22 protein-coding genes and 3 pseudogenes are annotated in these 24,200 nt (G+C 69.6%); 14 read left to right on the plus strand and 11 right to left on the minus strand.

From position 1 onward, the window contains the following. The first annotated feature begins 171 nt into the window (after positions 1-171). The 3 genes from OG408_RS16725 to OG408_RS16735 all read left to right on the plus strand — a co-directional run bounded on the left by OG408_RS16725 (position 172) and on the right by OG408_RS16735 (position 2,455). Positions 172-894 (plus strand): GOLPH3/VPS74 family protein, encoded by a 723-nt coding sequence (locus OG408_RS16725; RefSeq protein WP_266779902.1) that lies wholly within the window; start codon positions 172-174, stop codon positions 892-894. Positions 895-1,136: 242 nt separating this feature from the next. Beyond that, entirely contained in the window at positions 1,137-2,006 is an 870-nt protein-coding gene (locus OG408_RS16730; RefSeq protein ID WP_266779903.1) for a helix-turn-helix domain-containing protein, read from the plus strand. A 242-nt stretch (positions 2,007-2,248) separates the two neighbouring features. After that, positions 2,249-2,455: a DUF397 domain-containing protein gene (locus OG408_RS16735; protein WP_266779904.1), complete on the plus strand. Its 207-nt coding sequence runs from the start codon at positions 2,249-2,251 to the stop codon at positions 2,453-2,455. 184 nt (positions 2,456-2,639) lie between these two features. On the opposite strand, the gene OG408_RS16740 is transcribed toward OG408_RS16735, so the two are convergent. Continuing rightward, positions 2,640-3,542 (minus strand): hypothetical protein, encoded by a 903-nt coding sequence (locus OG408_RS16740; RefSeq protein ID WP_326670580.1) that lies wholly within the window; start codon positions 3,540-3,542, stop codon positions 2,640-2,642. A 79-nt stretch (positions 3,543-3,621) separates the two neighbouring features. Between OG408_RS16740 and OG408_RS16745 the strand changes: the two genes are divergently transcribed. Both OG408_RS16745 and OG408_RS16750 read left to right on the plus strand, forming a co-directional pair. Next, positions 3,622-4,404, plus strand: coding sequence for an SDR family oxidoreductase (locus tag OG408_RS16745; RefSeq protein ID WP_326670582.1), 783 nt, complete (start codon positions 3,622-3,624; stop codon positions 4,402-4,404). 396 nt (positions 4,405-4,800) lie between these two features. Continuing rightward, entirely contained in the window at positions 4,801-6,372 is a 1,572-nt protein-coding gene (locus OG408_RS16750; RefSeq protein ID WP_266779908.1) for a sodium:solute symporter family protein, read from the plus strand. A gap of 102 nt (positions 6,373-6,474) precedes the next feature. On the opposite strand, the gene OG408_RS16755 is transcribed toward OG408_RS16750, so the two are convergent. Further along, a complete protein-coding gene (locus OG408_RS16755) occupies positions 6,475-7,590 on the minus strand; it encodes an ADP-ribosylglycohydrolase family protein (RefSeq protein WP_266779909.1) in 1,116 nt (371 codons plus the stop codon). A 297-nt stretch (positions 7,591-7,887) separates the two neighbouring features. On the opposite strand from OG408_RS16755, the gene OG408_RS16760 reads away from it, so the two are divergent. After that, entirely contained in the window at positions 7,888-8,796 is a 909-nt protein-coding gene (locus OG408_RS16760) for an aminoglycoside phosphotransferase family protein (RefSeq protein ID WP_326670584.1), read from the plus strand. A gap of 27 nt (positions 8,797-8,823) precedes the next feature. Here the strand turns inward: OG408_RS16760 and OG408_RS16765 are convergent, their stop codons facing one another. Together OG408_RS16765 and OG408_RS16770 are read right to left on the minus strand one after the other, a co-directional pair. Then, positions 8,824-9,309, minus strand: a complete 486-nt coding sequence (locus OG408_RS16765; RefSeq protein ID WP_326670586.1) for a GNAT family N-acetyltransferase — start codon at positions 9,307-9,309, stop codon at positions 8,824-8,826. Positions 9,310-9,449: 140 nt separating this feature from the next. Beyond that, entirely contained in the window at positions 9,450-12,032 is a 2,583-nt protein-coding gene (locus tag OG408_RS16770; RefSeq protein WP_326670588.1) for a bifunctional FO biosynthesis protein CofGH, read from the minus strand. Positions 12,033-12,161: 129 nt separating this feature from the next. Here OG408_RS16770 and OG408_RS16775 point away from each other — a divergent pair, with 129 nt between their 5' ends. Next, a complete protein-coding gene (locus OG408_RS16775) occupies positions 12,162-12,839 on the plus strand; it encodes an HAD family hydrolase (protein WP_326674553.1) in 678 nt (225 codons plus the stop codon). A 28-nt stretch (positions 12,840-12,867) separates the two neighbouring features. Here the strand turns inward: OG408_RS16775 and OG408_RS16780 are convergent, their stop codons facing one another. The 3 genes from OG408_RS16780 to OG408_RS16790 all read right to left on the minus strand — a co-directional run bounded on the left by OG408_RS16780 (position 12,868) and on the right by OG408_RS16790 (position 15,465). Next, the gene (locus OG408_RS16780; protein WP_285568227.1) at positions 12,868-13,524 is read right to left on the minus strand and encodes a maleylpyruvate isomerase N-terminal domain-containing protein; all 657 of its coding nucleotides are present in this window, start codon (positions 13,522-13,524) and stop codon (positions 12,868-12,870) included. Between the two features lie 95 nt (positions 13,525-13,619). After that, positions 13,620-14,828: a serine/threonine-protein kinase gene (locus tag OG408_RS16785; protein ID WP_326670591.1), complete on the minus strand. Its 1,209-nt coding sequence runs from the start codon at positions 14,826-14,828 to the stop codon at positions 13,620-13,622. 61 nt (positions 14,829-14,889) lie between these two features. Beyond that, on the minus strand, positions 14,890-15,465 hold the full coding sequence (locus OG408_RS16790) for a DUF4333 domain-containing protein (RefSeq protein WP_326670593.1): 576 nt from the start codon (positions 15,463-15,465) through the stop codon (positions 14,890-14,892). Between the two features lie 1,091 nt (positions 15,466-16,556). Here OG408_RS16790 and OG408_RS16795 point away from each other — a divergent pair. After that, positions 16,557-17,702 (plus strand): SMI1/KNR4 family protein, encoded by a 1,146-nt coding sequence (locus OG408_RS16795; RefSeq protein WP_326670595.1) that lies wholly within the window; start codon positions 16,557-16,559, stop codon positions 17,700-17,702. A gap of 229 nt (positions 17,703-17,931) precedes the next feature. Next, on the plus strand, positions 17,932-18,309 hold the full coding sequence (locus OG408_RS16800) for a hypothetical protein (RefSeq protein ID WP_266779917.1): 378 nt from the start codon (positions 17,932-17,934) through the stop codon (positions 18,307-18,309). Here the strand turns inward: OG408_RS16800 and OG408_RS16805 are convergent. Together OG408_RS16805 and OG408_RS16810 are read right to left on the minus strand one after the other, a co-directional pair. After that, positions 18,306-18,494: pseudogene (locus OG408_RS16805) on the minus strand (transposase); the annotation flags it as partial. The gene OG408_RS16800 and the pseudogene OG408_RS16805 sit on opposite strands and share 4 nt — an antisense overlap. A gap of 1,362 nt (positions 18,495-19,856) precedes the next feature. Further along, a pseudogene (locus tag OG408_RS16810) lies at positions 19,857-20,003 on the minus strand (SDR family NAD(P)-dependent oxidoreductase); the annotation flags it as partial. Between OG408_RS16810 and OG408_RS16815 the strand changes: the two are divergent. Beyond that, positions 19,998-20,405: a TetR/AcrR family transcriptional regulator gene (locus OG408_RS16815; RefSeq protein ID WP_326670597.1), complete on the plus strand. Its 408-nt coding sequence runs from the start codon at positions 19,998-20,000 to the stop codon at positions 20,403-20,405. The pseudogene OG408_RS16810 and the gene OG408_RS16815 overlap by 6 nt on opposite strands. Positions 20,406-20,490: 85 nt before the next feature. On the opposite strand, the pseudogene OG408_RS16820 reads toward OG408_RS16815, so the two are convergent. Next, positions 20,491-20,666: pseudogene (locus OG408_RS16820) on the minus strand (transposase family protein); the annotation flags it as partial. Positions 20,667-20,712: 46 nt separating this feature from the next. On the opposite strand from OG408_RS16820, the gene OG408_RS16825 reads away from it, so the two are divergent. Next, positions 20,713-21,279 carry a GNAT family N-acetyltransferase gene (locus tag OG408_RS16825; protein ID WP_326670599.1) on the plus strand — a complete coding sequence of 189 codons (567 nt, stop codon included), beginning with the start codon at positions 20,713-20,715 and terminating at the stop codon, positions 21,277-21,279. A 48-nt stretch (positions 21,280-21,327) separates the two neighbouring features. On the opposite strand, the gene OG408_RS16830 is transcribed toward OG408_RS16825, so the two are convergent. Beyond that, complete coding sequence (locus OG408_RS16830; protein ID WP_326670601.1) at positions 21,328-21,780, minus strand: ATP-binding protein; 453 nt, start codon at positions 21,778-21,780, stop codon at positions 21,328-21,330. Between the two features lie 133 nt (positions 21,781-21,913). Between OG408_RS16830 and OG408_RS16835 the strand changes: the two genes are divergently transcribed. From OG408_RS16835 to OG408_RS16845, 3 genes are all read left to right on the plus strand, one after another. Then, positions 21,914-22,780, plus strand: coding sequence for a helix-turn-helix domain-containing protein (locus tag OG408_RS16835; protein ID WP_326670603.1), 867 nt, complete (start codon positions 21,914-21,916; stop codon positions 22,778-22,780). Then, complete coding sequence (locus OG408_RS16840; RefSeq protein WP_285568215.1) at positions 22,777-23,022, plus strand: DUF397 domain-containing protein; 246 nt, start codon at positions 22,777-22,779, stop codon at positions 23,020-23,022. The genes OG408_RS16835 and OG408_RS16840 overlap by 4 nt, the downstream gene beginning before the upstream one ends. 301 nt (positions 23,023-23,323) lie before the next feature. Continuing rightward, positions 23,324-24,199 (plus strand): helix-turn-helix domain-containing protein, encoded by an 876-nt coding sequence (locus tag OG408_RS16845; RefSeq protein WP_266779923.1) that lies wholly within the window; start codon positions 23,324-23,326, stop codon positions 24,197-24,199. Position 24,200 lies beyond the last annotated feature (1 nt).

The following is a 24,200-nucleotide window of genomic DNA, read 5'->3' on the forward strand; positions in this document are numbered from 1 at the left end:
GGGACATCCCCGCGCTGTCCGAACCGTCTACCAGTGTCCCGTGTGAACCCCTGCCCGAACTGCTAGACGGGAACGACATACCTACTGGTTCCCATACAAAGCACCCAGGCACCCTCGACAGACAGATGTGAGAGGGGTCACCCTGTCATTCATCCACGCGGGGAGGCATGGATGGGCAGGAGCCGCAGAACAATTCCGGAGGAGCTTCTGCTGCTCGCTCTGGACCCGACCACGGGTACCACAGCGCAGCCGCAGTCGCTCGACCTCGGCCTCGCCGGAGCACAGCTAGTAGAGCTGGCTCTGGCAGGACGGATAGCCCCTGATGGGGATCGTATCGCCGTGGTGATGCCACGGCCGACAGGAGATCCGACTCTGGACTCCGCACTGGAACTGCTGCGCAGACGCGGCAGCCCGGTCCGGGCCGTCCACTGGATCGGCGGACCCCGGCTGGGGCTCCGCCAGATTTACCTCGCTCATCTGGAGCGGTGCGGCATGGTGCATGCCGTGGCGGGCCAGATGTGCGGAGTGCTGCCGACGACTCGCTACCAGGCGACGGACACGGCAATCAGCCGGGACATCAGAGCCAGGCTGGACAGTGCGATCCGCACCGGCGTACCGCCGGACCCGCGGACCGCGGCGCTCGCCGCACTGGCCCACGCGGTCGGACTCGGCAAGCACCTGTACCCCGGGAACGAGGGGCGCTCCTCGCGCTCCCGGCTCCGGGACCTGATCAGACACGACCCGATGGGCGGTCTCGTGGCGCACGCCGTCATGGACGTCCAGAACGGGGCGGTCGCACAGCCGCGCCGCAACCAGGCGGCCGGTGTTCCGTTGCAACCGCAAGCGCAGTCGCAGTCACGTCGCGACAGCATGGCGCACACCGCGGTCCACTAGGGCCGCACGGGCGTCGACGCAGCACCCGCACCACCCGCACACCGCACCACCGCAACAACCGAAAACCGCCGCACCGACGTCCCCAAGACCCGGTTCGGGAGCCGCACCAAGCGCGGGGCAGCCGGTATCACCGGCTGCCCCGCGCCGCTGCGTGTGGCCGTTTTCCAGCGCGGCCGGGGGCACGGGTGGCAATCTGCTGAGCAGTAGATACGCACAGCTACATAGCCGGAGGTGCCGTTTCCGTGCCGTCCAACGTCAATCCCACCGTCAGGCGACGCCGGTTGGGTCAGGAATTGCGCCGACTGCGCGAGATCAAGGGCATGACGGCCGAGGAGGTCGCGGAGCGGCTGCTGGTCTCGCAGTCCAAGATCAGCCGCCTGGAGAACGGCCGCCGCTCCATCAGCCAGCGCGACGTGCGCGATCTCTGCGGGGTGTACGAGGTCGACGACGTCCGCATCGTCGACTCGCTCATGCAGATGGCCAAGGACTCCCGCCAGCAGGGCTGGTGGCATGCCTTCGGCGACATCCCGTACAGCGTCTACATCGGTCTGGAGACCGATGCCGAGTCGCTGCGGGTCTACGAACCCCAGGTGGTGCCCGGCCTGTTGCAGACCCGGCAGTACGCCGAGGCGCTGATCAACGGCGCGCTGCCGGAAGCCCCGCAGGCCGACATCGACAAGCGCGTCAGCGTCCGCTCGCGCCGCCAGGACCGGATCACCGCCCCTGAGCACCCGTTGCGGCTGTGGGCGGTCATCGACGAGTCGGCGCTGCGCCGGCTGGTCGGCGGCAAGCAGGTGATGATCGAGCAGCTGGAGCGTCTCGTGGAGCTGTCGCACCTGCCGCACGTGACGGTCCAGGTGCTGCCGTTCGACATGGGTGCGCACCCGGGAATCAACGGGCAGTACGCCATTCTGGAATTCCCGGATGCCGCGGATTCCAGCGTGGTCTATATCGAGGGCGTCACCAGCGACCTCTATCTGGAGAAGGCGAATGACGTGCAGCGGTACAGCGTCATGTACGAGCATCTGCGGGCACAGGCACTGAATGTGGAGCAGACCCGGCATTTCATCGACGGGATCGCGAAGGACTACACCCGCCTGAACGCGGGGTGAACTCCAGCAGGGCGGGCGCGTAAACCAGCCAGCCCCTAAAGTCGCGTTTGCGAGAAATAGAGCGATGTTACGAGTGAGGCGACGGCACGGTACACCGTCGCCACCTCACACCGGAAGACCTGCATGGTACATACCACTCGGTCGAGTGAATGGCCCCTTCACTCAAGGAGCTTGGCGAGTAGCGTCGATCACGCCAACGGAAAGCCGCTGGCGCTCACACAACTCTCTGAACCGGAGTGAACATGGCCATTCGTCAGGGTGCTACGGAAAACTGGACGAAGTCGTCGTATTCCGGGGGCAACGGCGCCTGCGTCGAAGTCAAGTCCCCTCTTGTGCAGGCGATTGCCGTACGTGACTCGAAGGCCCCCGAAGGCCCTTCGCTCACCTTCGTCCCCGGCGCCTGGAACACGTTCGTGCGCGATGTCGCCAAGGGTGCCGTCGACGCCTGACCGATGTTTCCTTCACGCCGTATCGCCGCATCGATTCAGGTGCTGCCGGCAGCCCTCTCGTCCGGTTCGCCGTCCTGGCCGAGGGGGCTCCCCGCGCGACTGCGGGGAGCGGACCCACCGCAGTCGCACCGCCCGGCACCCGAATTCAGTGCGACCGACCGACGCGGCTGATCAGGGCAGCTGATCAACGCAGCTGATCGACATACCGATCCGTGCCCGGCACGGTCGGGACGAACGGCGCCACCAGTTCCACCCGCCCCAGGCCAGATTCCGCAACCGTCGCGTCGAGCCCGGCGAAATGCTCCGCCCAGCACGCCCTCGGGTCCTCCTGGAGGAACCAGAGCAGGGTCAGCCGGGTATCGACGCCCTCGACCTGCTTCACATAGGTCATCCGGTCGCCCGGCAACGGGGTGGGACGGAACACGGTCACCATCGCCGCGGGCGACCCGCTCAGCCGCTTCGGCAGGTGCCGGGAGCGCAGCCACTCCAGCAACTCCGCCCGCTGTTCGGGCCCTTCGGCGTCGATCACCTCCAGCACCAGCCCGTGGTACGGATGATCGAGCGCGTGAAAGTCCCGGGGCCCCGCGGCCCCGTCCCGGTAGACGGTCGCCTCGTGGTCCTGGAACGCCGTGAAGACATGGGTGCGGTCCTGGTAGACCCGGCCGTCCCGGTTGAGCCGCTTGTTGATCCCGACGGTCCACTTCATGTGGTCGTCGTAGCGCCCGTCCGTCACCCAGTACGTGGACAGATAGCACCCGGCGCCGACCGGCTGGGCGATCGCGGACTTGTCCGGGTAGCGCAGCTCCTGGAGCTCCCGGGTGGCCACCCAGCGGCGGCCCGCGAACATCCAGGGCATGGCCATCGCGCCGGCGTAGTAGTGATCATCCTCGTACCATCGGTTGTACGCGAACTCGTGGCCCGGGTGCGGTTCCACCATGGTGATCAGGGCGTGGCCGGGATGCACTCCGTACGGCCCCAGCGCGGCCAGCTCGGCGTACGTGTCGCTCCGCGTCCCGCCGCCCTCCCGCACTCCCCCGCCCGGCGCCTCATCGCCCCGCACTCCCTCGTCCTTCGCTCCCTCGCTCATGCCGTTCCCCTTCCGTACTCCGCCGGAGGGACCTACTCTGACGCCCCGTCAGAAGAACTGCCAGAGCCAGGAGGCGCCGATGTTGCTCACGGGGAAGACCGTCATCGTGTCCGGGGTGGGCGCCGGGCTCGGGCACCAGATCGCGGCCACGGTCGTACGGGACGGGGGCAACGCCGTCCTCGGGGCGCGTACCGCGGCCAATCTCGCGAAGTCGGCCGCCGAGATAGATCCCGAGGGCCGCCGCACCGCGCACCTCGCCACCGACATCACCGACGAGGCGCAGTGCGAGGCGCTCGCGGCGCTGGCCGTCGAGCGGTTCGGGGGGATCGACGCGGTGGTTCATGTCGCCGCCTGGGACAGCTACTTCGGCGGGGTCGAGGATGCCGATCTGGACACCTGGAAGGCGGTCATCGACGTCAATCTGCTCGGCACCCTGCGGATGACGCGTGCCTGCCTGCCCGCACTGAAGGAGCGGGGCGGATCGGTCGTCCTCATCGGTACGCAGTCCGCGGTGGCGGCACCGTCCCAGGTGCGGCAGGCGGCGTACGCGGCCTCCAAGGGTGCGCTGACCTCGGCGATGTACTCCATGGCGTGGGAGTTCGGGGCCCACCGGATCCGGGTGAACACGGTGCTCCCGGGCTGGATGTGGGGGCCGCCGGTGCAGGCCTACGTGCAGTTCACCGCGCACACCGAGAGCGTGCCCGAGGCCGAGGTGCTGGGGAGGCTCTCGGAGCGCATGGCGCTCCCGGAGCTGGCCACGGACGGCGATGTGGCGGAGGCCGCGGTCTTCCTGGCCTCCGACCGGGCGCGGTCGATCACCGGGCAGTCCCTGCTGGTCAACGCCGGCGAGCTGATGCGCTGACGCACTGGCACGCGGGCCGGCTCACGTGCGTGACGCACGTGCCGCAGGGAGTTCGGCAAGGTCGGTTCTCCTCCTTCTCGGCCGCACGGGACCCGCATCCCGTGCGGTCTTTCGGCGTTCCTGGGCGTTCGCTTGATTCTCTGCACAGCCTGACGAAGTGCCCGCTCATCGTGTGGCCGCCGTCACGTTCACTACAACGCCCCCGTGGGTCAAGAACGAGTAAAATCGTTCGGCTTACTGATCCGCGTTCACATCTCTGACCGATGGAGACCTTGACCGGGGTACCGAACAGGCGGTTCAATCCCCGAAGTCCCCGCTCCCGCACGGGGGCCCCGCTGAGCGGCCGTACTGACGAAGTGCGTACCCGTTCACAAGGCGGACCCCAGGAGGGGGCACATGAACAGTCTCGACTGGGTCGTGCTCATCGGCTACTTCGGCGTGATGATCGCGATCGGACTCTGGTCCCACAAGCGTGTCGACAACGTCAGCGACTTCTTCACGGCCGGCGGCAAGATGCCGTGGTGGCTTTCCGGCATCTCGCACCACATGTCCGGCTACAGCGCCGTGATGTTCACCGGCTACGCCGGCATCGCGTACCAGTACGGCGTCACGTCCTTCGTGACGTGGTCGCTCCCGATCGCCATCGGCATCGGGATCGGCGCCAAGCTCTTCGCACCCCGGCTCAACCGGCTGCGCTCGCGCCTGCACGTCGCCTCGCCGCTCGAATACCTGAAGAACCGCTACAACATCCAGACCCAGCAGGCGCTCGCCTGGTCCGGTCTGCTGCTGAAGATCGTGGACGTCGGCGCCAAGTGGGCGGCCATCGCCACCCTGCTGTCCGTCTTCACCGGCATCACCCTGACGCAGGGCATCTTCATCACCGGCATCATCACGGCCATCTACTGCACGGTCGGCGGCCTGTGGGCCGACGCGCTGACCGAACTCGGGCAGTTCGTCATCCAGCTGTTCGCCGGTATCGCGATGCTCGTCACCGCGATGAGCAAGCTCGACGGCTTCAGCACCCTGTGGACGGTCTGGGACAAGCTGCCCGAGGGCCACACGGACCCGACGGCCGGTCCGTACACGGTGACCTTCCTGCTGGCGTACCTGTTCATCAAGACCTTCGAGTACAACGGCGGCATGTGGAACCAGGCCCAGCGCTACATGGCCACGGACTCCGCCGCCTCCGCGACCCGCTCGGCGCGGCTCTCCGCGATCCTGTGGCTGGTCTGGCCGACGGTCCTGTTTTTCCCGATGTGGTGCGCCCCGCTGCTCGTCGACGCGCAGAAGCCGGACGCCTCGGACAGCTACGCGCTGATGACCGAGCAGCTGCTGCCGCACGGTCTGCTGGGCCTGGTCGTCGTCGGGTTCTTCTCGCACACGATGGCGATGTGCTCCTCGGACGCCAACGCCATCGCGGCGGTCTTCACCCGCGACATCGCCCCGGTCTTCTCCAAGGCGGCCCGCAACTGGAACGCCCGGGCCGGTCTGCTGGCCGCGCGGCTCTCCACGCTCGGCTTCCTGGGCCTGTCCATGGCGCTGGCGACCCAGATCAACTCGCCGACGTTCAAGGACATCATCTCGGTGGTCATCAAGTGGGTCGCCGGTCTGATGGGTCCGATCGCGATCCCGTTCATGCTGGGTCTGCTGCGCAGGTTCCGTAAGTCGGGACCGACGGCGGCGCTCACCAGCTGGGCGGCCGGTCTGCTGGCGTTCTACTTCACGAACTACAACTTCGACGGCTCCGTGAAGACGGACGTGGCGCTGCAGTACCAGGTGGCGCTGCCGCTGGCGATCTCGCTCGTGCTCTACATCGTCATCGGCTTCATCAAGCCGGAGGACACCCCGGAGCGCGACGCGATCATCGAGCGGATCAACACGGACGGCGACGGCCCGGCGGCCGCCGCGGCCGTACCGGCCCAGGCCGGTCCGGGGGATGTGACGGTCACGGAGGGCGTGAAGGACTGACGCCTGCGGGTGTACGGGGGTGAGGGGCGGGATTGCGTACGGTGGCGGCGGCCTCCGTGCGTGGACCCGCCCCTCACCTCTGCTCCCGGGGGCCGGCCGCTCTCAGCCCCGCGGGTAGCGGGCCAGCCAGCCGGGAGCGGCGGTGGAGGGGCTGTGCAGGGCGGGCCCCTGTGTCATCTCCATGGCGAAGTCGTCGGCGAGTTCCAGGAGCGTGGCGCGCCCCTCCAGTTCGGCGAGCCAGGCCGGCGGCAGCGCGGTCTCGCCGTGCAGCGCGCCGAGCAGCGCCCCGCACAGGGCTCCGGTGGCCGCGGAGGGCCCGCCGTGGTTCACGGCCAGCCGCAGCCCGTGCCGGATGTCCTCACCGACGAGGGCGCAGTACACGGCGACGGCGAGGACCTCCTCGGCGGAGTCCGTGGCCCCGAGCGACTCGATGAGTGCGGGGCCGGGGATGCCCTGCCGCACGGTGCCGAGGGCCTGTTGGAGTGCCTCGGTGACGGGTTCGTGGCCCTCCCGTTCGGCGAGCAGTCCCAGCGCGTGCTGCACCGAGCCGTCCAGCGTCTCGCCGCGCGCCAGGCCGTGCACCATCACGGCGAGGGCGCCCGCGGAGAGCAGGGCGGTGGGATGGCCGTGGGTCTGGGCGGCGCATTCGACGGCCAGTTGCAGCACGAGCTGGGGCTCCCAGCCGACGAGCAGTCCGAACGGGGCGGAGCGGCTGACCGCCGCCGAGTCGTGCGCGGTGGGGTTCTTGGGCCGGTCGAGGGTCCCCATGACGGTGTCGCCGAAGCCGCCCAGGCACTCCCGGGTGGGGGCGCGGCGGCTGTAGAGCCACTCCTGCCCGGCGAGCCAGCCGTTGTCCTTGCGCCGCTCGTCGGGGCCCCAGTCTCGCTGGGTGGCGGCCCAGCGCAGATGGGCCTGGTGCACGTCGGTGGGCGGGTGCCAGGCGCCGGTGTCGCGGCGGACCTGGGCGCGGATCAGCCCGTCGACGGTGAACAGGGTGAGCTGGGTGACCGCGGTGACGGAGCCGCGCCCGCCGTGGGCGGGGACGAAGTCGGTGACGGCGTCTGCCCCGTGGGCGGCGCGGATCTCCTCCAGCGTGAGGCCGCTGACGCCCGCGCCGAGTGCGTCGCCGATGGCGCCGCCGAGCAGTGCGCCGCGTACCCGGCTGCGGAAGTCCTGCTGTTCGGCACGGCCCCAGACGGCTGTGGTCGCTGAGCTCACCGTGCCCCTTCCAGTCTCCTTCTCGCCCTGTCCAGCGGGCGGCTTCGCAGCACTGTAATCGAACGACCACGGGGCCGAAGGGGCGGAACGGTATGTACGAAGTGGCTCGTTCGGTTCAGTTTTGCGCGGCATTCTCCGGGGATTCCCACCGCGTGCGGCGCCCCTGCCGTGCGCACCGCTGGACCGTGAACCGGCTGCGTCCGTACGGAGCGTCGAGGTGTCGGAGGCCTTCCCCGGGGCGGGTGGCCGGGCCAAATCCCGTTGCTTCGCGCGATCACCCGGCGCGATGATCGCGGGATGGCATCCCCCCACCACGACGGCAGGGCCGGCATCGACGCCGGGCTCGTCCAGCGACTGATCTCCGCCCAGTTCCCGCAGTGGAGCGGCCTGGCGGTGAGACCGGTGGAGGCCGACGGGTGGGACAACCGGACCTACCGTCTCGGCGAGGCGATGACCGTACGTCTCCCGACGGCCGCCGGTTACGTCCCCGCGGTGGAGAAGGAGCACCGGTGGCTGCCGGTCCTGGCTCCGTCCCTGCCGGTCGCCGTGCCTCCGGTCCTCGCCCTGGGCGCGCCGGGCGAAGGCTATCCGCACCCGTGGTCGGTCCGCCGCTGGCTGCCGGGCGAGACGGCTGCCCGGGGCCGTGTCGACGACCTGGCGGGCTTCGCGGTCTCCGTGGCGGAGTTCGTCCGCGCCCTCCAGCGCTGCGATGCGACGGGCGGCCCTCTCGCGGGTGCGCACAGCTTCTACCGGGGCGCCTCGCCCGCCCATTACGACGAGGAGACCCGGCGCTGCCTGGCCGCGCTGGAGGGCCGGGTGGACACGGACCGGGCGCGTGCGGTCTGGGACGCCGCCCTGGCCACCGAGTGGCGCGGGGCGCCCGTCTGGTTCCACGGCGACATCGCCTCCGGCAATCTCCTGGTCGAGGCCGGTGAGCTGTCGGCCGTCATCGACTTCGGCACATCGGGGGTCGGCGATCCGGCCTGCGACCTGGTCATCGCGTGGGGGATGTTCTCCGGCGAGAGCCGGGAGGCGTTCCGGCAGGCGGTCGGCCAGGACGGGGGCACCTGGGCCCGCGCCCGGGGCTGGGCCCTGTGGAAATCGTTGCTGAACCTGACGGGGGACGACGGCACGAATCCGCGGTGGACGGCCGACGAACAGCGCGTGGTCGACGCCGTGCTGGCCGACCACGAACGGTTCGCCTGACCCGGACGCCGGGCCGCGGCACCCCGCTCAGCGCAGGTCGTGCAGATAGATGTGGAACGGGTCGCGCACGAACCCCTCGGCCTCGTACAGCTGTTGCGCGGCGTGGTTGTCGTACGCGGTGTCCAGCTGCACGCCGCTCACCCCCGCCTCACGTGCCCGGCGCAGCACCTCGCGCAGCAGTGTCCGCCCCACTCCGGCGCGGCGGCCGGCGGGGTCCACGTACAGGTCGCTGAGCAGCCATCCGGGTCCCAGGTCCAGCGAGGACAGCACCGGGTACACCTGGGCGAACCCGACCGTTCCCACGTCGGGGACCGAGGCGAGCAGGATCAGCGAGTCGTCCGCCTCGATGCGCTCGGCGAGGAAGGCCCGGGGCCGGCCGGGGTCCTGCGGGGTCACCTCGTAGAAGTCCAGGTAGGCGGCGAACAGCCCCGCGGCCGTGTCGAGGTCCGCTTCGCCCGCGACCCGCACCGTGGCGGGGGCGCTCTGTGATCGCTCCGGCTGCTGACTGCTCACTCGTGTCTCCTCACCCCGGCCGGTCCGGCCGGTCCGGCACCTGTCCGGACGCCGCCGCCCGAGAGGGCCGCCGCACCGTCCGGGACGGAACGGCAGCCTACTCAGACGCCCGGACCTGCGCCTTTCCCCGGCCCCGTCTCTCAGCTCTCCAGCACCGGCAGCAGCTCCGGAAGGTGTCCGTCGGAGGCGGCGGCGGCCGTGACGCGCTCCTGCGGCACCTCTCCGTACAGCGTCGTGCGCGGCTTCGCCGGACGGCCGGCTGCCTCGGCCACGGCGACCAGGTCCTGCACGGACTTGTACGAGCCGTAACTCGACCCGGCCATGCGGGAGATGGTCTCCTCCATCAGCGTGCCGCCCAGGTCGTTCGCGCCCGAGCGCAGCATCTCGGCCGCGCCCTCCGTGCCGAGCTTCACCCAGCTGGTCTGGATGTTGGTGATGTGCGGGTGGAGGAGGAGGCGGGCCATCGCCGTCACTGCCCGGTTGTCGCGGTCGGTCGGGCCGGGGCGGGCGATGCCGGCCAGGTAGACGGGCGCGTTGGTGTGGATGAAGGGCAGGGTCACGAACTCGGTGAGGCCGCCCGTCTCCTGCTGGAGGTCGGCGAGGGTCCTCAGGTGGCCGAGCCAGTGGCGGGGCTGGTCGACATGGCCGTACATCATCGTGGACGAGGAGCGCAGGCCCACCTCGTGGGCGGTCTTGATGACCTCCAGCCAGGTCGCGGTGGGCAGCTTTCCCTTGGTGAGGACCCAGCGGACCTCGTCGTCGAGGATCTCGGCAGCCGTGCCGGGGATCGAGTCGAGACCGGCCTCCTTGGCGGCGGTCAGCCAGTCGCGGATGGACATGCCGGTGCGGGTCGCCCCGTTGACGACCTCCATCGGGGAGAACGCGTGGACGTGCATGCCGGGGACGCGTTCCTTCACCGCCCGGGCGATGTCGAAGTACGCCGTGCCGGGCAGGTCCGGGTGGATGCCGCCCTGCATGCAGACCTCGACCGCGCCGACGTCCCAGGCCTGCGCGGCCCGGTCGGCGACCTGGTCCAGGGAGAGGGTGTACGCGTCGGCGTCGGTGCGCCGCTGGGCGAAGGCGCAGAAGCGGCAGCCGGTGTAGCAGACGTTGGTGAAGTTGATGTTGCGCGTGACGATGTACGTGACGTCGTCGCCGACCACGTCCCGGCGCAGGGTGTCCGCGATCCGGCACAGCTCGTCCAGCGCGGGCCCGTCCGCGTGCAGGAGGGTGAGGGCCTGTGCGTCGGTGAGCTTCGTCGGGTCGGCGGCGGCCTGGCTCAGTGCCCCGCGCACGTCGCCGTCGATACGGGACGGGACCATGCCGGGCGCGGCGGCCTCGCGGAGCGCCTCCCAGTCCCCGTACACCTCGTCGAAGTCGTCGCGGCGGTCGCCGGTGCGGCCCTCGGTGTCGATGGTGCGGTGCAGATCGGTGCGGCCCGAGGCGTTGAATCCCTCGTCGGGTTCCTGCCAGGGCAGTCCGGCGGGGATCGTGCCCTCCTTCGCGAGCCCGGTCTCCGGGTCGGCGAGGGCGCGGACGTGCGGGAGCAGGCGCGGGTCCAGCCAGGGTTCGCCGCGCTGGATGAACTCCGGGTAGATGGTGAGCCGTTCACGCAGCGCGAAGCCGGCCTCGGCGGTCTTCGCGGCCAGCTCGTCGATGTGCGGCCAGGGGCGCTCGGGGTTCACGTGGTCGGGCGTGAGCGGCGAGACGCCGCCCCAGTCGTCGATCCCGGCGCCGATCAGCAGCGCGTACTCGGCGTCGACGAGGTTCGGCGGGGCCTGGATGCGGGCGGACGGGCCGAGGATGTGGCGGGCGACGGCGATGGCGGCGGCCAGCTCCTCCAGCTCCGCGTCCGGCATGCCGCGCATCGCGGTGTCGGGCTTGGCGCGGAAGTTCTGGACGATGACTTCCTGGATGCCGTGGTAGGCGCGGGCGGTCCGGCGCAGCTCGAAGAGGGAGTCGGCTCGCTCCTCGTACGACTCGCCGATGCCGATGAGGATGCCGGTGGTGAAGGGCACGTTGGACCGGCCGGCGTCCTCCAGGACGCGCAGCCGTACGGCCGGTTCCTTGTCCGGGGAGCCGTGGTGCGGGCCGCCGGGCTCGGACCACAGCCGGGTCGCGGTCGTCTCCAGCATCATGCCCATGGAGGGCGCGACGGGCTTGAGCCGCTGGAGATCGGTCCAGGTCATGACGCCCGGGTTGAGGTGGGGCAGCAGCCCGGTCTCCTCCAGGACGCGGATCGCCATGGCGCGTACGTACGCGAGGGTGTCGTCGTACCCCTCGGCCTCCAGCCACTCCCGGGCCTCGGACCAGCGGTCCTCGGGCCGGTCGCCGAGGGTGAACAGCGCTTCCTTGCAGCCCAGCTCCGCACCCTTGCGGGCGATGTCGAGGACCTCGTCCGGGGACAGGAACATGCCGTGGCCCTCGCGGCGCAGTTTGCCGGGGACGGTGACGAAGGTGCAGTAGTGGCACTTGTCGCGGCAGAGCCGGGTCAGCGGGATGAAGACCTTGCGGGAGTACGTGATCACGCCGGGGCGGCCCGCCGCCGCCAGGCCCGCGTCGCGCACCCGGGCGGCCGAGGCGGCGAGATCCGTCAGGTCGTCGCCGCGCGCCTGGAGCAGGACGGCGGCCTCGGCCGCGTCGAGGGCGACACCGTCTCGGGCACGCCTGAGGGCACGTCGCATGGAGTTGGTGGTGGGGCGTCCGCGCTGAGGATCGGTCATGAACCGAGCATACGAGCGAGTAGCCGGCTGGTGACCGGCCGGATCTCCCGCAGGTCACCCGCACCCCTGCGGCCCGGGCCGCGCGGCGGCCCGCTCCCCGCAGGCTCGGCCCGTAGGCTCGGCACGGTGATGGAAACGATCGTCTTCGACATCGGCGAGACACTCATCCGCGACGACCGCTACTGGGCGTCCTGGGCCAACTGGCTCGGCGTCCCGACGCACACGCTGAGTGCGCTGGTCGGGGCCGCGGTCGTCCAGGGGCGGGACAGCGCGGACGCGCTGAGCATGCTGCGCCCCGACATGGACGTCAACGAGGCCTCGCAGGCCAGAGCCGCCGCCGGGCGCGGCGAGCACCTGGACGAGTCGGACCTGTACCCGGACGTCCGCCCGGCACTGGCCGAACTGCGCGCGCTCGGCGTGCGCGTGGTGGTCGCGGGCAACGGGACGGTGCGGGCCGGTGAGCTGCTGCGGGCGCTGGACCTGCCCGCGGACGTGGTCGTCACCTCGGACGAGTGGGGCGTCACCAAGCCGGACCCGGAGTTCTTCACCCGCGTGCTGGAGGCGTCCGGGGCGGCCCCGCACGCCACGCTGTACGTGGGCGACCACCCGGCGGGCGACCTGTTCCCGGCCAAGTCCTCGGGCCTGCTGGCGGCGCACATCCGGCGGGGTGCGTGCGGGTACTGGTGGGCGGACCACCCGGACGTGGTGGACACGGCGGACTTCCGCATCAACGCGCTGACCGACCTGCCGGCTCTGCTGAACAAGGTCCCGGACCCGCCGCGGCCGAGGGCGCTGCGGGCCCTGTAGCCGCACTTCCCGGCCGGCCCGGCCCCCGTCAGCCGAGGATCAGGGGCAGCCGTCCGGCCAGTGGGCCCAGTGCGGCCGTCTCCGCGTCCGTCGGGGCGCGCCGCCCCGTGCCGGTCAGCAGTGCGTCCTTGTCGGAGAACGAAGAGGGGAACGCCGCCCCGGCGATCGCCTCCAGCAGCTCCCGCGACCGGGCCAGCCCCTCGGCCGGCGGGTCCGCCGCGTCCGGGAGAGGGGCGATCAGGTCGAGGTGGTGGAGCGTCCACTCCAGGACGTACGTGGTCAGGTACTCGTCCACGGTGTAGACCTCGTCGCGCGTACTGACCCGGGCCGCCGGATCCGCCAGCCCGGCCGCCCGCCCGGCGGCCGAACCCACGTCGTCCAGGTGGAACTTGAGCAGCCACGGCTCCTCGTACGCCGCCGCCAGCCGCACGGTCAGCGCGTCGAGCGGGTCGTCGCCGGTGGGCGGTGTTCCGGTGACCTCCCAGTACGTGACCGCGTCCCGCGTCGGCTCCGCGTCGGCGGGCGTGGCGAGGGTGATCAGGACGTCCTGGGCATCGATGACGAGGTGGCACACCAGGTCCCGGACGAGCCAGCCGGCACAGCCGGACGGCAACGCGAAGTCCGCGTCGGAGAGTTCGGCGACCGCGGTACGCAGGGCGGCCCATGAGCGCGAGAAGTTTTCCACGGGCGCAAGCTAGCAGCGCGGGGCGCCCGTGTGCATCGCCTGCGGCCCGGCGGGCAGCCGGAGCCGTACCGGTGGGCGGACGCGCTGCCGTACGGCTACCTGTAGCACTCCAGGATCAGTGGCAGGTCCTCGAGCCACTCCTGGAGGCGGGCCCGTTTGCGGGCGGCGAGCAGGCACGGATGGGTGGTGCCGTTGTGGAGGCGGACGACGACCCTGAGGTGTTTGGGGCCGTCGGGCGCGTACTCGACCGCGCTGATCTCGGCCCAGGTGAACTGCAGATCGCCCACCGGCGTGCCGAGCTCGACCCCGACGGCGTCGATCAGGAGAGAGCTGTCCGGAGCGACGGCGATGAAGACGGGATCGGAGCCGGATCCGTCCTGGGAGCTGCCGGGGCCGGCGTGGCCCGCGGGGGTGCTCTGTGTCGCGGCCCGGTGCAGCGGGGCGGCGTCGAAGGGGGCGTAGGAGGGCAGCGGTGGTACGGCCACGGTCGGGGTGTACGCCGGGCCGCCCGGCACGAAGAGGTCCAGCAGGCGCTCCGGGGTGGGCCGCCGGCCGGGTTCCTTCTCCAGGCAGGCCGCCACGACCGGCCGTACGCCCTCCGGCACCGCCGCCAGATCGGGTGCCTCGTGCACCGACCGGTACATCAGGCCCATGGGCGTGCCTGCCCCGAACGCGCTGCCGCCCGCGGCCGCGACCAGCACGGCACCGAGGGCGAACACATCCGCGGCCCCGCTGACTTCCTGCCCCTGTGCCTGCTCGGGCGCCAGGAACCCCGGTGTCCCGAACGCCGTACCGGTGGCCGTCAGACGCGTCGACTCCAGCGCCCGCGCGATCCCGAAGTCCAGGACCCGCGGCCCGTCCGAGGCCATGATGATGTTTCCGGGCTTCAGGTCACGGTGCACCAGGCCGCAGCGGTGGATCGCCGCAAGCGCCTCGGCGAGCGCCGCGCCCAGTTGCCGCAGCCGCGCCTCGCCCATCGGGCCCTCGGCCTCGACCAGCCCGGCGAGCGTGGGCCCGGGGATGTACGCCGTGGCCAGCCAGGGCGCCGCAGCTGCCGGGTCCGCGTCCACCACCGGTGCCGTGTGGAAGCCGCCCACACTCCGCGCGGCCTCGACCTCGGCACGGAACCGCTCCCGGAAGTGCGGGTCGGTCGCGAGCTCCGAGCGCGCCACCTTCACGGCGACCGCGCGCCCCCCGCGTGATCGCGCCAGGTAGACGACGCCCATCCCGCCGGCGCCCAGCTCCCGCTCCACGACGTACCCGCCGATGCGCTCCGGCAGGCCCGAACCGTCCCCGTACCCCATGTGCTGGCCGCCTCCCCCAGTGATCCGGCGGCTCAGTATGGCCCAGCCCTCGCCCCCGGGGTCAGCCGACGGGAGTCTCGTCCACCTTGAAGTCCATGCTGACCTTGCCGTTGACGACCGACTTCGCGGTGACCGTCACGCCGTACTGCTTGCCCTCCGCCGCCAACTGGCAGCGGATCACGGCGTTCACCCGCGCCGGGAGGTCAACGGGGCAGGAGAACGCGTCGGGTGCCTGGCCGACCTGAGCCGTCAGGGCCGCCTTCCCCTGCCGGGCGACCTCCGTCCTGCTCACCGACGGCCCGCCGGCACCCGCGCTCGCAGAGTCGCTGGGCTGCGGATCCGCCGAGTTGCCGGCTGCCGGAGCGTCGTCGACCTTGAAGTCCATGTCGACCTTGTCGCCGTCGACCGACTTCGCGGTGACCGTCATCCCCTGCTTCGTACCGTCCGCGGTCAGCTCGCAGCGCACGGTCGCACCGACCTCCGCCTTGAGATCGTCCTTGCAGGTGACGTCGTCCGGCTGCCGGCCCACCTTCTTGCCCAGGGCGGTCGAGGCCTGCTGTGCGACCTCGTCCTTCTTCACGACCTTCGAGCCCACACTTGCCGAACAGCCCACGGCGAACGCCACTGCGAGCAACACCCCTGCCGCTCGCACGGTGATCCGCTTACCCGTCGGCTGTCGCACTGGGCCCCCAAGTCAAAAGTTGTACATGTCAAGCACCTGGACGCGCAGAATCGCAGTTCCGGTTCCCGGCTCCGGCCCCGGCCTGCGTGATCGCGATACGGGATCCCTCCGCCGGAGGTGCGTCCGCAGGGCGGCCAGGCGCAGAACCCGCGAGCAGGGCGGGGTCGCTGTCCGTGTGAGCCACGGGCCGCGGATGGCGCTTCTGCCTGATGCTGAGCGCGACCCAGGCGACGAGGGACATCCCGGTCACGCCCCAGAGAGCGGGCCACACGTAGGGCCACCACGCGGGCGAGGCACCTCGGTCGCCGTCGTCGACACCGGATTCAACCGTGAGCCCGGGGGCACCCTGAACTCCATGACCCGTGGGAGGGGGAAGAACTTCTGCTACCTGACCGACGCACTCGGCAGCGTGGTCGCCATGACCGACGACACCGACACGGCGGCAGGAGCTTCTAGGGGGATATCTTCTGGAATTGCATCCGAAGCCCGCCTGTTCGCACTGCTCGGTATGGTCACACGAGGGCTGCTGGGGCTAGTCGTGCCGCGGGGTTGGTTCGCGTCTGACCGATAGTGATACCCGCTCGGAAAGTAGGGCGCCGGTACATCCTCCTGCCGCCGCAGGGCATCACCCTGAGATCATCGGAGGGCTTTTTCCATGTCTAAGAGTTTCAACTCATGAGACTTTCGGCCATAACGCCTCCCTCGGCCGCAGGGCTTCCATCCTGGGGTATAGCACTCGTGATTATTGTGTTCGTCCTGGCGGTTGCCTTTGTCCTGACGCGTCGTCGATGAAGTTAGGTCGGTCGGCGAGGTCGGCCAACCACGGGCGAGGGACCGTGCGATGCGTCCAGAACCGCGCCCCGGACGGTGCGCGGCCGCAGGAAAGACACCACGCTGCGCGGATCGTGGCAGTACTGCTACGGCCCTGCCGGTCGTGAGCCGGGACAAGGGTCCACTCGAGCTTGCCGGCCTGCTCGCCAACCTTGCGGCAAGGCCGGTGAGCGACGATCAAGCTGTTGTCAGCCGCTGAATCTAAGGTCGGCCCTATGACATCAGACCTGGTCCCGGACTCATGGAATCGCATAGACGCGTGGCTGCGCGAGCACGCGCCCCGCACTTCTGCCACGCTTCGGCCGCCCGCAGGAGACGGGGAGATCGCAGCAGCGCAACAGGAACTGGGGGTCACCTTTCCTCCGGACCTGGTCGCTTCACTCCTCCGGCACAACGGGGCGCTGGAGGGGCCTGAGGCTTTCCGGTTCAGTACGGGTGACCGGCTGCTCGGCGTGAGCGGAATCCTCGGGGATACCGAGTTCATGCGCGGCATCGACCAAGGCCCCGACGGGGAGGCCGAGGACTACTGGCTCCTCGGCTACGTGAAGTTCGGTTCCTATGACGGGACGTCGGACGGTCTCCTGATGGATTGCCGTACCGAGCGGGACCACTTCGGTGCGATCGGACGGTTCTTCGACGAGACCGGCACCAGGTTTGGGCAGGCCGGCTCGCTGGGTGGGTATCTGGCCGAACTGGCCGACATGCTTGAGCGCGGCCAGGAGGCCGGTGTCGTCACCTTCAACGGCCGACTGTTCTGGGAGGCGCCTCTGCCTGCCAGGCCGCAGCGCGGTGCCGACGAGCCCCTTCCCGAACCGGATGAGCAGCTGCCAGAGCTGGACCTGTCCCACAGTCCCACCGACCTCCTCCACGTGAGCCACCTGGACGGACATGAGGAACTCGGTGCACTGATCGCAGTCCTGCCGTATGAGCAGGTGGTTGAGGCCGCGCGGAAGCAGCTGCGCAGACTGGCGGTCGAAACGGGGCTGAACAACTACCCGGAGATCAAGACAGCCCTGGACGCGTGGGAGCGTGGTGTGGCCGTACCGCGCCCGGACCAAACCAGCCCGCTCGCCTTGCGACTCCGCGCGGTGCTCGCACAGGCCGACACCGGCAGAGACGTCACTCGCAGATGGGCCGCGGAGAAGATAGCCCTCGGGCTCTGGGGATCCCCCTATAGATCGGTGTGCGAGAGCGCGGAGACCCGGAGCCACTTCACTCTCGACTGGCGTGCGGATCTGCATGCGGACTTGGGTAATCCGTCACTGCCTCCGATACCTGACGACCGATTCTGGGGGGCGCTGCGCAACCCCGCCATCGACTCCAGTTGGTACGCGGCTCAGCACACCCGAGATCAGGACTGACCACAGGGGTTTCGTTTCCGCGTGAGCGCTTCATGCGGCGGTCATCGCCAGACGAAGCGCTCAATTGGAGCGGCAACCCCGAGCCTGCCGGAGTTACTTGTTGTAGTTCTTCCCGATGGGCCTGCCGGGGATCGGCTTGCCGATGAGAGCGATTGGGACGAACAAGAAGAATTGGCCGATCGCCGTGGTGAGCGTCCAGATCTCCTCATCGTCGTAGAGGGCCGATGCTTTGGCGAACAGCTCGCAGGCCTGGGACGCCAAGGACATCGGCGCTCTCATCGGCCTCCTCGACCCGGCCGTCACGGCAACCGGCGACGGCGGCGGCCTCGCCACCACCGCGCGCCGCCCGCTCCAGGGCGCCGAGCAGCTCGCGCGCGGCCTCGTCGCTCTCGCCGGCAGGCTGGCCGACCTGACGCTCCTGGAGCGCACCGTCAACGGTCAGCCCGGCCTGGTCGCCAAGCAGGACGGCGTCATCGTGACCGTGTACGCATTCGACATCGCAGACGACCGGATCACTCACATCTGGGCCGTACGCAACCCGGAGAAGCTCCGGCCGTGGACGGTGGGCCACAACACTGGAACCGAACACTCTCGACCGCGCCACTAGGTCGTGTCCGCCAGATCGTGTCCGCAAAGGCTGGGGAGCCGGAGTCGCAGGCAGGCGAGAGTGACCATGGCCTTGAAATGGAGGGTGCGCTTCTCGTAGCGGGTGGCGAGGCCTCTGTTCTGTCTGAGCCGGCCGAAGGAGCGTTCTACGACGTTGCGGCGGCAGCAGTTATTGCGGTCGAGGCGGCCCTGTCCGTCGCAGGCCAGGTGAACTCTCGCAGTCAGTCCGCCCCTGAGGGGCTGGGGCCCAACGGCCTGACCTGTGCTTCAACTGCCGGTGTCCACACGGGATTCAACCGTGGACCCGGGGGCACCCTGAACTCCATGACCCACGGGGGAAGAACTGAAGGAAGTAAAACTCGAGAAAGAGCTGCCCGCGCCGATGACGTGAGGTGAGGGCGTGAACTGAGCAGACCTCTGACGCCCTACCGCCCCTGCCAACCATAAGGAAGTCAGCCCTGAAATGAGATCAGGCTCCAGAATACCGTTCGCCATTTCAGGGGCTATTCTTTCCCTGGTTGTCGGAGCGATTGTGTGGGCTGAAGTGATCGATGCTGATGTAACTACCGCAGTGAGAGCAGTCGGATTCTCTCTCATAGCCGTGGCGGCCCTGATCGGCACCATCAAGTTGATGAGACGGTCGAAACGGCGTCCGGATTAGGGCGCCAGCCGACTCGAATGGGGCGCGAACGTCGTCACCAGCCCCAACTGCACCGCCGTCGTCGCAGGGTGTGCATGTGGGCTTTGAGGGAAGGCGGATGTGGACAGGGGAGGCATGCATGGCGCAACTTCCTGGTCCCTCCACCCCGCCGGGATGGACTGAGCCGGGTAATCGATGGGGACCCTGGCTCTACTGGCCGATGCTGTGCATAGGTGTCGGATTGCTGGTGTGGCGGGTGAGTTCCGGCGCGAGCACCGGACAGATCGCACTGGCTGCCGCGCATGTTCTCTTGTGGATCTGCCTTCTGACGGCTAATCGATCCACTCACCGACGACGATCCACACCATGACCTCCGTCCGGCCCGCGCCAGCGGGAGTCAGAGTTCTGGACTCCGATCCGGTCCTCACTCGGGTAACCCCCCTTCCCCTCCTCTTTGCTGTCGATGCCCGGCCAGGCCGGCACGGCGGCAGCAGGCTCACTCCGTCGCGAAACGAAAGCGAGCGCTCATGAAGGGCCTTACGGTATTGGCTGCCGCTGGACAGGGCGGGCCGGAACTTCCCACCTGGGGGATCGTGATATTCCTGGCGATCGCCGCATTGGCGGGAGTCTTTATCCTGCTGAGGAGATCCAGGGGACGCCGGTAATGCGCAATCCGGCTGCGCCTCCTGCAAGGGGGTGGTGCCGGTGTATATGCGTGAGGCCACCTCGCCGTAGGTGACGTCTCGGATGTGGTGCAGGGCCTCAACTGACCAGTGAATGCGAGCCAGTTCGGCGAGATCGGCGAGTTGTGGCGGGCCAGACCGCTCGGGCGGCAGGCAGCCTTGTGGGTTGATGCGGTGACCAACCGAGAAGGCGGCGGCGCCGCTTGCTGTGGCGTCGAGAGGTCCGGCGCGGAGCAGGTCGGTCGAGACCGTCCAGAGGCGCTTGGCGGTGGCGGGATCGAGCGCCCATTCCTTGACCCCGTGCGGGTGCTGCGCGAGGGCGGCGTCGTTCGGCACGGTGTAGGCCTCTTGTGAATCGTCGAGGTAGTGACCTTCTCCTCGAAGGAGACTCTGTTCCGTGCCGCGGTCACCCAGGCCCTGGAGCGGGACATCACAGCGGTTGAACACGTCCTGGCCGACCCCAGCCGCCCACTTCCAGAGCGCCTCGTCGAAGCGTTCGACCAGTGGGCGGGCCGCTACATCGGCCCGCTGACGCGCGATGTCGCGGTGGTCATCGAGGACAACCCCGACCTCCTCGGAGAGATCGCCGAGAGCACGCCGCGACGCTTCGAGGAACTGATCACAGAAGCGATCGCCGTCGAGTCAGAACAAGACGCGGCCCCTCTTGTCGCACAGACGATGATCAGCGCGTCGATCGGTATCAAGCATCAGGCCGCATCGCGGGAGTTCTACCTCGAACGGCTGTCGGTCGCCATCGATCTCCTGGTGCGCTGAAGGTTCTCGCTGAAGCCGCAGGAGAGAGCCCGGCTGAACAGCCAGGTCCTCCCGCCCGGCCAGAACGGGCGCTGCCCCCGCCACCCACCAGAGTGCCCTCCACGATGAGCACGGTGCCCTTGACGAACCGCTTGCGGGCGGGAGCGCGAGCATCGGCCCGAGGTGGTCGGTGATCCAGTCCGCCGCCGACTTCGACACCCCGAAGAGCGGTGCGAGCTGCCGCATGGTCAGGTTCGTTCGCCAATAGGCCGCGACCAAAATCATCTCCTGTGGCGGGGGAGCTCTGGACCACGTCGTATGGAATCCGATGGTGCTGCACGACGCCGGCGTGAAGAATCGGCGGATGCATGAAGTGAGGCTGTCCGACGGGAGCATCACCCTGTCGCCGCTGCGCCTGGACGACGTGGAGGCGCATCTCACGGGGGAGGACGAGCTGCTCGTTCGCTGGCTCAACGGCGGCCCCGGCACGCGCGAGGGCGTTGAAGGATACTTCCGGCACTGCCGCGAACAGTGGGACACGGCCGGGCCTCTCCGCGCTTTCGGCATCCGGGTGGGCGCCACCGGCGAGGCACTCGCGGGGACGATCGACTTGCGGTTCGCAGGAGAGGGCTTGGCCCCCGGCCAGGTGAACGTCGCCTACGGCCTCTATTCGTCCTGGCGGGGCCGCGGCCTGGCTACCCGCGCGGTCCTCCTGGCGTCCCAGTACGCGGCAAGTGAGGGCGGAGCGGAGGCGGTGATCCAGGTGGACCCAGAGAATCCCGCATCCGCCGCAGTCGCGCGGCGGGCAGGATTCGCCCCCGGCAAGCAGCCGTACAGCAAGGACGGCACACGGTTTGACTGGTACATCCGAGACCTGCGCGTCGCTCCCCAGTGACGCCCAGCAGTTACGGGACAACCCTGAGCCGGTACCGGCGTCGGAATCTCAGTTCCGATTCCCGGTTCCGGATTCGGTTCCGACCTCCGCCCACACCGTCTTCCCGACCACCCGCTCCGTCACGCCCCACTTCGCCGCCAACGCCTCCACCAGGCGGAGCCCGTAGCCGGATTCCGCGACGGTCTCCTGCTCCTCCGACTCCTCTGCGCACAGCTCCGGCCACCGCTCGCCTCGCGCGTCCGACACCTCGATACGGAGCCCGCGCACCCCTGCCGTCAGCCGCAGTTCGAAGTCGCGCCCCGGTACACGCCCATGCGCCACCGCGTTCGTCGCCAACTCCCCCACGATCAACGCCACGTCGTCGGACAGCCCGCTCCCGTACGGCACTCCCCACGCGTCCAGCTCGTGCACCGCGAGCCTGCGTGCGAGCCGCGCCCCTCGACGGGTGGCGCTGAAGCGCTGGACGAACTCGGTGCCCACGGGGGTGATTTCGGCGTTCATGTGACTCAGCGTGGCGGCGTGATCGTACGCTGACCAGGAGTGACACCACGACGCCGTGAAGCTGTACGGGCCCGCCCGCCCGGCTGTACGGGATGTCGGCCGTGACCGGACGGACAGAGGCGGTACGGGGCAGATGGCGAACACGGAGCGAGAAGAGCGACCGGAGCGGCCGGCCGAGTCGGACGGGACCGCCCACCTGTTCAGGGCACTGGGCAGACAGATCAAGGTCCTGCGCGAGCGCGCGGGTCTGAGTCAGAAGGATCTGGCCTCGGCGACCCACTGCGGCGAGGACCTGATCTCGGCGATGGAACGAGGCGTACGGACACCTCAGGCGGAGTTCCTGATCAGGTCCGACACGGTCCTGAACGCGGGTGGCGTGCTGGTTGCGGCCGTGGAGGAGGTACGGGACGCGCTGACACGGTCCCGGACCCGGCACCCGGGTTGGTTCCGGGACTACGCCCGGATGGAGGCGGAGGCAGTTGCCTTGCACGACTACAGCAACCAGGCCGTGCCCGGACTGTTCCAAACCGAGCAATACGCGCGCGCGTTGTTCGCTCAGCGGCGGCCGCTGCTCGACGAGGAAACCATCGAGAAGCGGGTAGCCGACCGTATGGCCCGCCAACAGATCTTCGAGCGATGGCCCCTCCCGACGCTCAGCTGCGTGCTGGAAGAGGTGGTGCTCCAGCGGCCGATCGGTGGGCCCGCTGCCCACATCGACCAGCTCAGGAAGCTCCTGCGAATTGGTCGGATGCGCAACGTCGAGGTTCAGATTCTGCCGACGGCGACCGAGGACCACCCGAACCTGGACGGGCCGTTCATCCTGTTAACGCCGAAAGGCCGCAAAGAGGTGGCGTACACCGAAGTTCAGGGGCACGCACGCCTCATCACAGACCCGGATGAAGTCCGCGTAGTAAGTGAGCGCTATGGGATCATGCGGGCGCAGGCACTCACCCCGAGGGAGTCCCTGACGATGATCGAGAAGATGGTGGGAGACCGATGAACACCGAGCAACTGCACTGGTTCAAGAGCAGCTACAGCGGCGGCGAGGGCGGCGCGTGCATCGAGGTCGCTTACGACTGGCGCAAGTCCAGCTACAGCAGCGGCGAAGGCGGCAACTGCATCGAGGTCGCCGCCTGCCCGACCACCATCCACATCCGCGACTCCAAGGACATCCAGCGCCCCCACTTCGACGTCGCCCCGACCGCCTGGTCCGCCTTCGTCGCGTACGCCCGTCAGGGCTGATCCGGAGCGCACATCACCGGGTCGCGGGAATCCGCGACCCGGTCCGCCGCGTCCCGGTACTCCGCGTCACGGCGGCCCACGACGTAAAGGCTTTTAAAGCACTTGGGAGAGAACTTCTTACCCACCCGACCCACCCGGCGGCCCCGTCACCCGCACGGGTGAGGTTCGCCAACTGGGCTGGATTTGCACCGGGTTGCGTGGCATATGCTCGCCGCACCAAACTTCAGACCTCTGACGGCCCCCGCCGGGACTGCGAATCCCAAAGCGGGGGCCTCACCAACACGGAAGTAGACCCTTCCTGATGGCTACCTCGCAGGCTATCGCGGGCTCCTACGCCCCGCCCTCCGGTATCGAGCATGTCAACATCCGCCACGCCGACCGCTTCACGGTCGTGGGCAATCACCTCAGCCAGCACCGCGAGCTCTCGCTCGCCGCGCGAGGGCTCGCCCTGCACATCCAGTCGCTGCCGCCCGGCGCCAGGATCGGCATCAAGGTCCTGGCCACCCGGCTGCCCGACAGCGAGCACCGAATCGCCGGGGCCCTGCGGGAGTTGGAGCAGCACGGCTATCTGAAGCGCACCCGGGAGCGTTCGCCCGACGGCCGGATCTACACACGGACCGTCTCGTACAACCACCCGGACCCCGCCGCCCGCGACAAGGCGCAGACGGTCGCGCCACGGCCCAAGCCCCGGCCGGCTCCGGCCCCCGCGGCTCCCCCGGACCCCGTACCCGTGCCCACACCCCGCGTCCCCGCACCCACCGCGAAGAAGCCCCCGCGTCCGCCGCTTCCGCAGCCGCTCCATCCCCTGCCGCAGCTCCTCCAGGCCGCCGCGCTCCTGCTCGTCGGGCTCCAGCGCCAGGACGCCGAACTCCGGCTGACGGAGAAGGAGATCGACCTCCTCGCGCCCGGCGTCGCCGCCTGGTTCGAGCGGGACGCCTCGCCCGCCGACGTACGCAAGGCGCTGACCGAGGACCTGCCCCGGCCGGTGCGGTTCCCGGCGCAGTTGCTGAGGCACCGGCTGACCGTCTCCCTGCCGTCCGGGCACTCCCTCCCGGCAGCCTTCCGTCCCGTACCCATGCAGAACTGCGACGACTGCGACCGCGCTTTCAGGGCCGCCGAACCGGGCCGCTGCGATGCGTGTGAGGACGCGCAGGGGTGGGCCTCGCCCCGGCCCTGAC

It is taken from the genome of Streptomyces sp. NBC_01257, from assembly GCF_035917255.1.
Lineage (GTDB): Bacteria > Actinomycetota > Actinomycetes > Streptomycetales > Streptomycetaceae > Streptomyces.

Coding starts and splice junctions, on each gene's coding strand:
- OG408_RS16830 (WP_326670601.1), bottom strand. CDS start 21,780: ATGAACGCCGAAATCACCCCCGTGGGCACCGAGTTCGTCCAGCGCTTC.
- OG408_RS16750 (WP_266779908.1), top strand. CDS start 4,801: ATGAACAGTCTCGACTGGGTCGTGCTCATCGGCTACTTCGGCGTGATG.
- OG408_RS16795 (WP_326670595.1), top strand. CDS start 16,557: ATGACATCAGACCTGGTCCCGGACTCATGGAATCGCATAGACGCGTGG.
- OG408_RS16745 (WP_326670582.1), top strand. CDS start 3,622: ATGTTGCTCACGGGGAAGACCGTCATCGTGTCCGGGGTGGGCGCCGGG.
- OG408_RS16775 (WP_326674553.1), top strand. CDS start 12,162: ATGGAAACGATCGTCTTCGACATCGGCGAGACACTCATCCGCGACGAC.
- OG408_RS16825 (WP_326670599.1), top strand. CDS start 20,713: ATGGTGCTGCACGACGCCGGCGTGAAGAATCGGCGGATGCATGAAGTG.
- OG408_RS16740 (WP_326670580.1), bottom strand. CDS start 3,542: ATGAGCGAGGGAGCGAAGGACGAGGGAGTGCGGGGCGATGAGGCGCCG.
- OG408_RS16785 (WP_326670591.1), bottom strand. CDS start 14,828: ATGGGGTACGGGGACGGTTCGGGCCTGCCGGAGCGCATCGGCGGGTAC.
- OG408_RS16760 (WP_326670584.1), top strand. CDS start 7,888: ATGGCATCCCCCCACCACGACGGCAGGGCCGGCATCGACGCCGGGCTC.
- OG408_RS16770 (WP_326670588.1), bottom strand. CDS start 12,032: ATGACCGATCCTCAGCGCGGACGCCCCACCACCAACTCCATGCGACGT.
- OG408_RS16845 (WP_266779923.1), top strand. CDS start 23,324: ATGGCTACCTCGCAGGCTATCGCGGGCTCCTACGCCCCGCCCTCCGGT.
- OG408_RS16735 (WP_266779904.1), top strand. CDS start 2,249: ATGGCCATTCGTCAGGGTGCTACGGAAAACTGGACGAAGTCGTCGTAT.
- OG408_RS16725 (WP_266779902.1), top strand. CDS start 172: ATGGGCAGGAGCCGCAGAACAATTCCGGAGGAGCTTCTGCTGCTCGCT.
- OG408_RS16835 (WP_326670603.1), top strand. CDS start 21,914: ATGGCGAACACGGAGCGAGAAGAGCGACCGGAGCGGCCGGCCGAGTCG.
- OG408_RS16840 (WP_285568215.1), top strand. CDS start 22,777: ATGAACACCGAGCAACTGCACTGGTTCAAGAGCAGCTACAGCGGCGGC.